Here is a 9,279-nt window from a genome sequence, read left to right on the forward strand (position 1 = left end):
GCTAATGCCAGTGATTTTAACTTCAGTGAACCATTGACGATGGCCCATTTGCTTACGAGAATGCTTACGGCGTCTAAATTTAACAACCTTAATCTTCTCACCGCGACCATGTGAAACAACCTCAGCTGTTACTTTACCACCGTTTACGAACGGTACACCGATCTCGATTTTCTCACCATCAGCAACTAAAAGTACTGAATCAAATTCAACTGCTGCACCAGTTTCAACGTCTAATTTTTCAAGACGAATCGTTTGACCTTCAGTCACACGATGCTGTTTACCACCACTTTGGAAAACCGCGTACATAATTAACTCCGTCTGTGCGCCCTCAAATCGACGCAACTAAAATATTCTTCGATAGGGCGCGAAGTTTACGCTAATGCATAAAAACTAGCAAGCCTATTTTGTAATTAAAATGAATAAAAAGTAGCTGCATTGAGAGCAATTCAATATTTCCCCCATTTTATATTAAATTGCCCTGTTGCCAAGCGCTTTTTAGTGCAAAGACAAAATAAATTTACGTGTCGCTATGCCTACTCCAGAACCCATTGACTGCGCAATAAATAGTCGCACTTTGAGTGTAAAATATACAATTAAATACCCTAATTAAGCGCTAATTAAGGTTTTTAACTCGGTTTTTTTAATGAATCGTCACAAAATATCGAGCTAGTGCTTTTTTTGTTGTACAATCGGCGCCGTTCACACATAAAAATTGGCTCGGAGATCAATGGATATAAAAGCTATCCAGGCGTTAATCGAAAGCGATATGAATGACGTCAATCAACTTATACACGCGCAAATGCGCTCAGATGTGGCGTTAGTCAATCAACTTGGTTTGTACATCGTTAACAGCGGCGGCAAACGCGTACGCCCGATGCTGGCAATATTGGCAGCAAGAGCTTTGGGTTACCAAGGTAAAGATCACATTACTTTGGCAACGATTGTTGAATTTATTCATACGGCAACACTATTACATGATGATGTTGTTGATGAATCTAACCTGCGCCGTGGTACACCGACTGCAAATGCCGAATTTGGTAATGCTGCCAGCGTGCTGGTTGGGGATTTTATTTACACCCGCTCGTTTCAACTTATGGTGGGGCTGGGCAAAATGCAAATTATGCAAGTGCTTGCTGATGCCACCAACGTGATTGCTGAGGGTGAAGTATTGCAACTTATGAATTGCAACGACCCTAATACCACCGAAGCAAGTTACATGCAGGTTATTTACTCTAAAACGGCTAAATTATTTGAAGCCGCTACAGGGCTTGCAGCTATTATTACCGAGCAAGATAACAGTGTGTTAGATGCGCTTAATTTATATGGTATGCATTTAGGTACTGCTTTTCAGTTAGTTGATGACGTACTTGATTACAACGCAGACGCTGACCAATTAGGTAAAAATATTGGTGATGATTTAGCAGAAGGTAAGCCAACCTTGCCGCTAATATATGCGATGAAGCACGGCAGTGATCAGCAAAGAGCCCTCATTCGTGATGTCATTGAGCATTGCAATGGTATGGATAACCTTGAGGCTATTTTAACGGCACTTAAACAAACCAACGCACTTGAATTTACAATGCAAAAGGCGCAGCAAGAAGCAGACAAGGCCATTGCCTGTTTAGACTTTTTAGCAGAGTCGCAGTACAAGCAAGCGTTAATCAGCTTAGCGCGTATAGCTGTAGAGCGAGATCACTAACTTTGCAGCCTCCCTTAATTAGTATTTAAGGGCCATCATTTTCGAGCAATAAAAAAGCCTGCATAAGCAGGCTTTTTTGTGCATAACTTGGCTATTACGCCATGAAATCAACACCTTCTTTGATGTCTTTTTTCAGAGTTTCAAGCATGTCGTTTTTAGCTTTTTCTTCAAATGCGCTTAGCTCGCCGTAAGAAAGAATTTCTTCTACGCCGTTTGTGCCTAAACGTACTGGGTGAGCAAAGTACTCTGCATCGCCATTTTCAACAGCAACGTATGCGTAATCTACTACGTCTTCACCTTGTAGGCCTTTAACTAAAGACATACAAAAACGTGCTGCAGCAGCACCCATAGATAATGTAGCTGAACCACCGCCCGCTTTAGCATTTACTACTTCAGTACCTGCATTTTGGATACGTGGAGTAAGTGTAGCTACTTCTTCTTCAGTGAAGCTTACGCCTTCAACTTGAGAAAGTAGAGGTAGAATGGTTGTGCCTGAGTGGCCACCAATTACTGGTACTTTAACGGTTGCTACGTCTACGCCTTTAAGCTCAGCAACAAATGCTTCTGAACGAATTACGTCAAGCGTAGTGATACCAAATACGCGCTTAGCGTCGTAAGTACCTGCTTTTTTGAATACTTCAGCAACAATTGGTACAGTGCCGTTTACTGGGTTAGTGATAACACCCACTAACGCTTTAGGACAGCTAGCTACAATGCCTTCTGCTAATGTTTTGATGATACCTGCGTTTACGTTAAATAAATCCGCACGATCCATACCTGGTTTACGTGGCATACCCGCTGGGATAAGTACGATATCACACCCTTCAAGCGCTTTATTTAAATCGTCTGCGCCAAAACCTGCTACTTTAACATCTGTAGGGATGTGAGATAGGTCAACCGCAACACCTGGTACAACTGGTGCAACATCGTAAAGTGATAATTCAGAACCAGCTGGTAAGCCTGTTTTTAATAATAAAGACAACGCTTGACCGATACCGCCTGCAGCACCTAATACAGCAACTTTCATTGGAATTCTCCGTAATTTGAGGTAGGAAATATTTGTGGCTCTTAAGATAATGAAATTAGCGACTAAAAACAAATTTATCCTGCTTATTTCAGGTATATTTTCGACCATAGTTGTAAACTTTGTTGGTTTATCGCAGCAAACTGGCAAGTTAACTAAACAACTGCTGCATAATTATTCATTTTTGTGTAGAATTTGCATTATAAATAACAAAAATGAATAAAGACTATGCAACCACAAGACAAACAAGAAGCGCTGGTAAAAGCGTTTAAAGCACTTTTAAAAGAAGAGAACTTTGGCTCGCAAGGCGAAATAGTCGAAGCATTAAAAGAGCAAGGCTTTGACAATATAAGCCAAAGTAAGGTGTCGCGCATGCTTAGCAAGTTTGGCGCTGTGCGTACCCGTAATGCTAAACAAGAAATGGTTTATTGCCTACCCGCAGAAATGGGCGTACCGACTGCTAAAAGCCCACTACGTCAGCTTGTTATTGATATTATGCATAACGAAATGATGATTATTATAACCACCAGCCCAGGCGCTGCGCAGTTAATTGCCCGCTTATTAGACTCACTAGGCAAAGCGGATGGTGTATTGGGCACAATTGCCGGAGATGACACTATTTTTATTGCCCCAGCAAAAATATCTGAAATAGACATTACACTAGAGCGCGTACGCATTTTATTTGATACGGTTTAAAGCTGTTTTAAAAAACTAACTGACGGCGCAAAAAACGCTGAGCCCATATCGGCTTGAGTAAAATCAAGCCAGTGGTCGTAACACTCCCCTTTTCCTATGCGGCTGTTAAGTACCTTTTCAAACGCACTTCCCGATGCAGAGCATGTAATACTTAGCATGCCTTGCTCGTAAACATCGCCATACGGCATGCTTTGGTTAAGCAGTATTGCTTGGCCGCTTTCATCTTTTAGCTCACTTCTAGTCGCGTGGCTCGTATCTACCTTAGGCTCAATTAAGGTGTTATCTAAACGTGTACGCCCCATAATATGCTCTTGCTCGCTTAGTGATAAATGCTGCCATACGCTCAGGTCATGCTTATAACGCTGTACATGAATATAGCTGCCTTGGTGTTCAAAGCTGTCGGGGTTATTAACCAGTGCCGTGATTCGTTTTTGGCGTCCATGTGGGGTGTCGCCTGCATAAATAAAGCCGTTAAAGTCTCGCCCATCTAAAAACCTAAAATTGCGAATTTGTTCAACCAGCTCTACATCGGGCGAAAACAACTTTAATATTTGCAATGCAAAAAGGTGATTAACATCTTCTCGGTCTGAGCGAATTTGTATGAATAAATCACATGGCTGTACGCGCATAACAAAATCACTGTGATTTATATTAGGAAAGCTTTGCAGCTCGCTTGGGATATATTCAGGTAGTATATGCGGCCAATATTGCGCGCCTATAGCCACCATGCAAGAGAGCATGGCTTCGGAAAACTGATCACTAAACTCTTCTTCAATTGCGCTTACGCGCTTAAGCTTTGCGCGCAATGACTCGTCTTGACCATCAAATACATTAAAAAATAAATGCAAACCGTGTAAGTTTGCTTCAGCACAAATCCCAGATTGCGCTTGCGCCATTGTTATTCCTTAGCTTTATAAAACACAGCGAATAACACATTTGTTATGATTCGAAAAAATTCACCGTGTGAGGTTTTATTTTTATTATAACCTGTTCATTTATTTCAAATGACTGGCCATATTGTGCGGCAACTTCAATCTCTTGCTCTGCAATTACAACAGTGTAAACATAAGCCGAGCCTATAAACCGACGGCTTAAAATACTCACACCTTGAGGATTATCGGCCTGCGTATTTTGCGCAAGCTCAATATGGTGCGGACGAATATACACCACCCCTTTTATTGCACTGTGCGTATGCTCATGCTGCGATTGCACGACACCAAAAGGCGTTGTGTATTCAGTTGCCGTTAACACTTCTGCGCCTAAGTATATGCCCTGACCCAGAAACTCTGCAACCTCCTTTGTCTTTGGCATGGCAAAAAGCTGCTCTGGTGTACCTTGTTGGGCTATTTTTCCTTGGTGCATAATGGCTAGCGTGTCTGAAAACGCAAAGGCTTCTTCTTTTGAGTGGCTAACAAATACCGCAGAAACCTGCTGCGCTTTAATAATGCGCCTAATATCAGCAATTAACTCAAAGCGTACTTGTGTATCTATGTTCGAAAAAGGCTCATCAAGAAGCAATAAACTAGGCTTATAAGCCAAAGCCCGCGCAATAGCCACGCGTTGCTGCTGGCCACCCGAGAGCTGATGAGGGTAGCGTTTTGCACACCCCGTTAAATGCACTAGCTCTAGCATTTCCTCTACCCGTTGCTGTTTTTGCGCTTTGCTTATTTTACCCAGCCCAAACGCAATATTATCTGCCACACTGAGGTGCGGAAACAGGGCATAATCTTGAAACATCATCCCTATATTACGATGCTCTGGTGATACAAATGTATGCTTGTCGCTTACACATTTGCCATCTATAAATACACTACCTTCATTTATTTCAATAAGGCCAGCAATTGCTTTTAAGGTGGTTGTTTTACCGCAGCCGCTGGCTCCGAGCAAACACACAATTTCGTCTTGACCCACCGTTAAATCTAAATTGTGTAGCACATGCGTGCCACTGTAGTGATAACCCACACCTTGTAAATTTAAACGGCTCATTTAACTGCGTTGCTCCATAGAACGATTAATAAAATACAAGGGGATCAACCCAACCAAAACAATAAATAAAGCGGAAATAGAGGCAAGCTCAAGCTGCTCATCGCTCACATATTGAAATACATGTGTGGCTAAACTTTCAAAGTCAAAAGGCCTTAATAGTAATGCAGCTGGCAGCTCTTTCATACACTCAATAAATACAAGCAATGCAGCTGTTAAAAGACCTCGACGTAATAAAGGAAGGTGCACTAAGCGCAGTGTTTGCCCTTGGCTTTTACCCATAGATTGGCTAGCCATATCCAGTGAAGGACTAATACGTACAAAGCTCGATTCTATAGCACCGTGCGCAATGGCATAAAAGCGCACTAAGTAAGCCAGTATAATAGTGACAATGCTACCGGTTAGTAATAAACCTATATCTAGGTTGTAGCTCTCAAGGGTTGTATTTATTGAGTTTTCTAATACGCTCAGCGGTAATAACACAGCAATAGCCAGTACCGTACCTGGTAGTGCATAGCCGGTGCTCGCTAAGCGACCAGGTATTAAAGTATAGCCTTGCTTTGCCACACGCTGATAAAAAACGATTAGTGTAGCGAGTATTATGCTGATTACGCTTACAGTAATAGCTACTTTTAAACTTTGCCACGCGTAACTAAAAAAAGCCGTGTTCCACGCTTTATCAAAGTAAGTTATTGCATAATTTAGCAATACCAACATAGGTATAATAAAAGCAATGAGCAAAATAACACTGCAAAATGACGTAGCCAGCCATGCATGTTTACCTTTAAGTTTGTATAACGACTCGCTATTAACACCTGATTGACGCTCAAACACGGCTTGGTTACGCCGACTAAAGCGCTCCGCCATTAAAGCTAAAAACAGCAGTAACAGCATAACGCCCGATATTTTCGCTGCAGCCGTGAGTGAGTAATAACCAAACCATGTATCGTACACCGCGGTGGTTAAGGTGCTCACTGCAAAGTAACTTACCGTTGCATAGTCGGCCATGGTTTCCATGCTTATGAGCGCAAGGGCTGCCACAATTGAGCCACGAGAAAGCACTATACTTACCTTAAAAAAGCTTTGCCAAGGCGATAAACCCATTAATTGACTAGCTTGCACTAGCTTAAATGACTGCTCTCGCAGTGCGGTTTTAAAAATTAAAAATAAATACGGATACAGCACAAGTGCGATCATCACCATAGCGCCGGGCAAAGTGCGAATATCAAAAAACCAATAATCCGTTGGCGAGTGCCAATCAAACCACTCTCTTAGGGCTATTTGCACAGGGCCTGCGTAATCTAGCAAATCGGTATACACATAGGCTATTAAATAGGTTGGCATTGCAAGGGGCAGCATAAGCGCCCATTCAAATTGCTTTTTGCCGGGGAAGGAGCAATACGCACTGAGCCAACCAAGCGGTAGCGCAATTGCACAGCTAAGCAGGCATACGCCAAAAATAAGCAGCACAGTATTAGTAATATAATCCCACAGCACGGTATCCCACAGATGAGAAAATACCTCTGAGTCGCCTTGTAAAGATTCATAAATCAGAAAAAACAGCGGGGCCGACAATAAAAGCCCTGTCGACCAAGCAAAGAGCTGCCATTTAGACAGCTTAAATATAAAATTCATTAAAGGTCGAACTTCACCTCATCTATTAGCTTAAGGGCTAACGGACGATATTTACTGATCTCATCAAGTGCTAGGCCATCTTCTTTAAAGCTTCCCCAAGAGGCCACTAAACTTGATAGCTCAACGCCTTGCTTAACAGGGTACTCCATATTTACAGAGGCATACATATTTTGAGCTTTGGTTTCGCTCATAAACTCAATAAGCTTAAGGGCATTATCAGGATTTTTTGCATATTTAGTAATGACAGCACCCGAAACATTTATGTGTGAGCCGCGATTTTGCTGATTAGGAAAATTAATATAAACAGACTCAGCCCACGCTTTTTGCTCGTCGTCTTGAAGCATTTTGCCAAGGTAGTAACTATTACCTAAAGCAAGATTGCACAAACCTTCTTTTACTGCTTTTACTTGCGCGCGATCGTTACCTTGTGGCTTACGTGCTAAATTAGCTTTAACACCTTCTAACCATGTTTTAGTTTTTTCCTCGCCGTGATGAGCAATCATCGAAGCAACTAAGCCAAGGTTATAAGGGTGCTTGCCAGAACGTGTACAAATTTGTCCTTTGTACTGTGGGTTAGCCAAATCTTCGTAGGTGAGTTCAGGTAAAGCACCTAGGCGCTCTTTTGATGAATACACATTACGAACCCGCTTAGTTAATGCCACCCACTGCCCGTCGCTATCTCTATACGACGCAGGAATATTGTTTTTAATGCGATCACTTTTAATACTTTGCGTTAAATTTAGATCCTCTAGCTGAATAAGCGCACTAAAATTAGATGTTAATACTAAATCGGCTTTACTGTGCTTTCCTTCACGCTTAACACGCTCTATTAACCCTTTTTTTGCAAAAACCACATTCGTTTTAATGCCTGTTTGCTTAGTGAAGTCAGTTAAAATAGGTTGAATTAAAAACGGTTGACGAAAAGAGTAAATATTAACAACATCGCTCGCAAACGCAGGCGAAGCGCTAATAATACAAGTAAGTATAGCCAGTGCAGTTCTCATATCAATTTACCTAAATAGTAATTATTTACAGGGGATTTTATCGTGATACGTGAAAATATACACTCTTTACATAAATGTAAATAAGTAATTAATGACCAAAAGGGAAATACCGCGTAAGACATCTCTTACAGAGCTGACAGCTAATGAGTAAAAAAACCTATAACAACCCAGTAAAAACAATGTAAGCATCTGTTTTTATTTGATTTGTTATAAATACTCACTTTTTATAAGTAAATCCATAGCCGTTTTAACCTATTTTAGTTGCACCAGCACGCTACAATTACTACATCAACCAAGCAGTGATGCTTATCGAGTAAAAGGAAATGGACTGCTTACTCGAACAACCAATGATTAGGTTACTACGGACAACACGGAAATTAGGACAGGCTCAGGATGAGTATCGCAATGGATTGTTGCACAAAGGAACGTATCAGGACGATACAGCAAGGATAACAACAGCGGATAGTTGTTTAACAGGATGTGACAGGAATTAAATGGACAGGCCCTTGAGGCAACACAATGGAATTGTGAATTAATGGACTGCACTAGGATGTGCCAAAAGGAATAGGTAATAGTTTTTACCACTACAGGATGTACAGGGATTTAAAGGAGATAGGCCCGGATAGCCTAAATTACATAGAACTAAAAAGTAATATCGTAATCACATGGATAAGTAAAAATTGGAGTTGATTAAGTTCAATTGCAGGATGCAAAATTAGAAGATTCCGCAAGCGCGCCTAGAGATAGAGCGCGCTTTTCTTTGCCTAAAATTAAGTTACTGTGGCCTGCCCTTATTTCGCTTACCAAGTAAGTACGCATCACGAAATTTTATAAAGTGCTGTTCAAGCTTTAAGGCGGCATCTTGCTCACCTGCGAGCGCTAACACCATAATGCCTACCTCAGCAGTGCCTAACTGGTATGCGTGAGGTGCAACGCGTAAACGGTAATCTGATAGTTTATCAGCGGTGATCGACAACACCGGTAAATTATCTAGATACGGGCTTTTGCGGATCATTTTTTTAGCTTCGCGCCAGGTGCCATCTAAAAATATAAATAATGGCTTTTTGCCAGGTTCAATGTTTACTTCGGTGGTTGCCCTGCCCGGCTCTACATCTTCAGCTGGAAATATCACCATAGGTTGATAATCAGCGTTGTTTAATAAAGCTAATAGCTCAGCGCTTGGCTCTGTTCTGTCCCATCTAAATGCATAGTTGTCAGGGACTATTTCAGCAATTAAA

The 9,279-nt window shown here is 41.5% G+C and carries 9 protein-coding genes; 2 read left to right on the top strand and 7 right to left on the bottom strand.

The genetic code is table 11. The features are described 5' to 3' along the window. The coding region (gene rplU / locus B4F91_RS18265) for a 50S ribosomal protein L21 (RefSeq protein WP_273001579.1) at nucleotides 1–306 on the bottom strand (306 nt) is incomplete at its 3' end. 421 nt (nucleotides 307–727) lie between these two features. Here rplU and ispB point away from each other — a divergent pair. Further along, complete coding sequence (gene ispB / locus B4F91_RS18270; protein WP_286936406.1) at nucleotides 728–1,699, top strand: octaprenyl diphosphate synthase; 972 nt, start codon at nucleotides 728–730, stop codon at nucleotides 1,697–1,699. 94 nt (nucleotides 1,700–1,793) lie between these two features. Here ispB and mdh read toward each other — a convergent pair whose 3' ends face one another. After that, nucleotides 1,794–2,726: a malate dehydrogenase gene (gene mdh, locus B4F91_RS18275; RefSeq protein ID WP_004587919.1), complete on the bottom strand. Its 933-nt coding sequence runs from the start codon at nucleotides 2,724–2,726 to the stop codon at nucleotides 1,794–1,796. Nucleotides 2,727–2,951: 225 nt separating this feature from the next. Between mdh and argR the strand changes: the two genes are divergently transcribed. Beyond that, on the top strand, nucleotides 2,952–3,419 hold the full coding sequence (argR, locus tag B4F91_RS18280) for a transcriptional regulator ArgR (RefSeq protein WP_004587918.1): 468 nt from the start codon (nucleotides 2,952–2,954) through the stop codon (nucleotides 3,417–3,419). On the opposite strand, the gene B4F91_RS18285 is transcribed toward argR, so the two are convergent. The 5 genes from B4F91_RS18285 to B4F91_RS18305 all read right to left on the bottom strand — a co-directional run. Continuing rightward, nucleotides 3,416–4,315, bottom strand: a complete 900-nt coding sequence (locus B4F91_RS18285; RefSeq protein WP_004587917.1) for a Dyp-type peroxidase — start codon at nucleotides 4,313–4,315, stop codon at nucleotides 3,416–3,418. The genes argR and B4F91_RS18285 overlap by 4 nt on opposite strands. Before the next feature lie 43 nt (nucleotides 4,316–4,358). Further along, the gene (locus tag B4F91_RS18290; RefSeq protein ID WP_029773348.1) at nucleotides 4,359–5,405 is read right to left on the bottom strand and encodes an ABC transporter ATP-binding protein; all 1,047 of its coding nucleotides are present in this window, start codon (nucleotides 5,403–5,405) and stop codon (nucleotides 4,359–4,361) included. Beyond that, the gene (locus tag B4F91_RS18295) at nucleotides 5,406–7,037 is read right to left on the bottom strand and encodes an ABC transporter permease (RefSeq protein WP_096042331.1); all 1,632 of its coding nucleotides are present in this window, start codon (nucleotides 7,035–7,037) and stop codon (nucleotides 5,406–5,408) included. Continuing rightward, the gene (locus B4F91_RS18300) at nucleotides 7,037–8,041 is read right to left on the bottom strand and encodes a Fe(3+) ABC transporter substrate-binding protein (RefSeq protein WP_029773350.1); all 1,005 of its coding nucleotides are present in this window, start codon (nucleotides 8,039–8,041) and stop codon (nucleotides 7,037–7,039) included. The genes B4F91_RS18295 and B4F91_RS18300 overlap by 1 nt, the downstream gene beginning before the upstream one ends. A gap of 775 nt (nucleotides 8,042–8,816) precedes the next feature. Continuing rightward, nucleotides 8,817–9,279, bottom strand: a 463-nt coding sequence (locus tag B4F91_RS18305) for a tRNA-uridine aminocarboxypropyltransferase (protein WP_288636158.1), incomplete at its 5' end; no start/stop codon positions are given.

This window comes from Pseudoalteromonas sp. UBA6610, from assembly GCF_002433295.1.
Lineage (GTDB): Bacteria > Pseudomonadota > Gammaproteobacteria > Enterobacterales > Alteromonadaceae > Pseudoalteromonas > Pseudoalteromonas atlantica.

Excerpts from the sequence above, each read along its gene's own strand:
- ispB (WP_286936406.1), top strand. The coding sequence starts at position 728 with ATGGATATAAAAGCTATCCAGGCGTTAATCGAAAGCGATATGAATGAC.
- mdh (WP_004587919.1), bottom strand. The coding sequence starts at position 2,726 with ATGAAAGTTGCTGTATTAGGTGCTGCAGGCGGTATCGGTCAAGCGTTG.
- argR (WP_004587918.1), top strand. The coding sequence starts at position 2,952 with ATGCAACCACAAGACAAACAAGAAGCGCTGGTAAAAGCGTTTAAAGCA.
- B4F91_RS18285 (WP_004587917.1), bottom strand. The coding sequence starts at position 4,315 with ATGGCGCAAGCGCAATCTGGGATTTGTGCTGAAGCAAACTTACACGGT.
- B4F91_RS18290 (WP_029773348.1), bottom strand. The coding sequence starts at position 5,405 with ATGAGCCGTTTAAATTTACAAGGTGTGGGTTATCACTACAGTGGCACG.
- B4F91_RS18295 (WP_096042331.1), bottom strand. The coding sequence starts at position 7,037 with ATGAATTTTATATTTAAGCTGTCTAAATGGCAGCTCTTTGCTTGGTCG.
- B4F91_RS18300 (WP_029773350.1), bottom strand. The coding sequence starts at position 8,041 with ATGAGAACTGCACTGGCTATACTTACTTGTATTATTAGCGCTTCGCCT.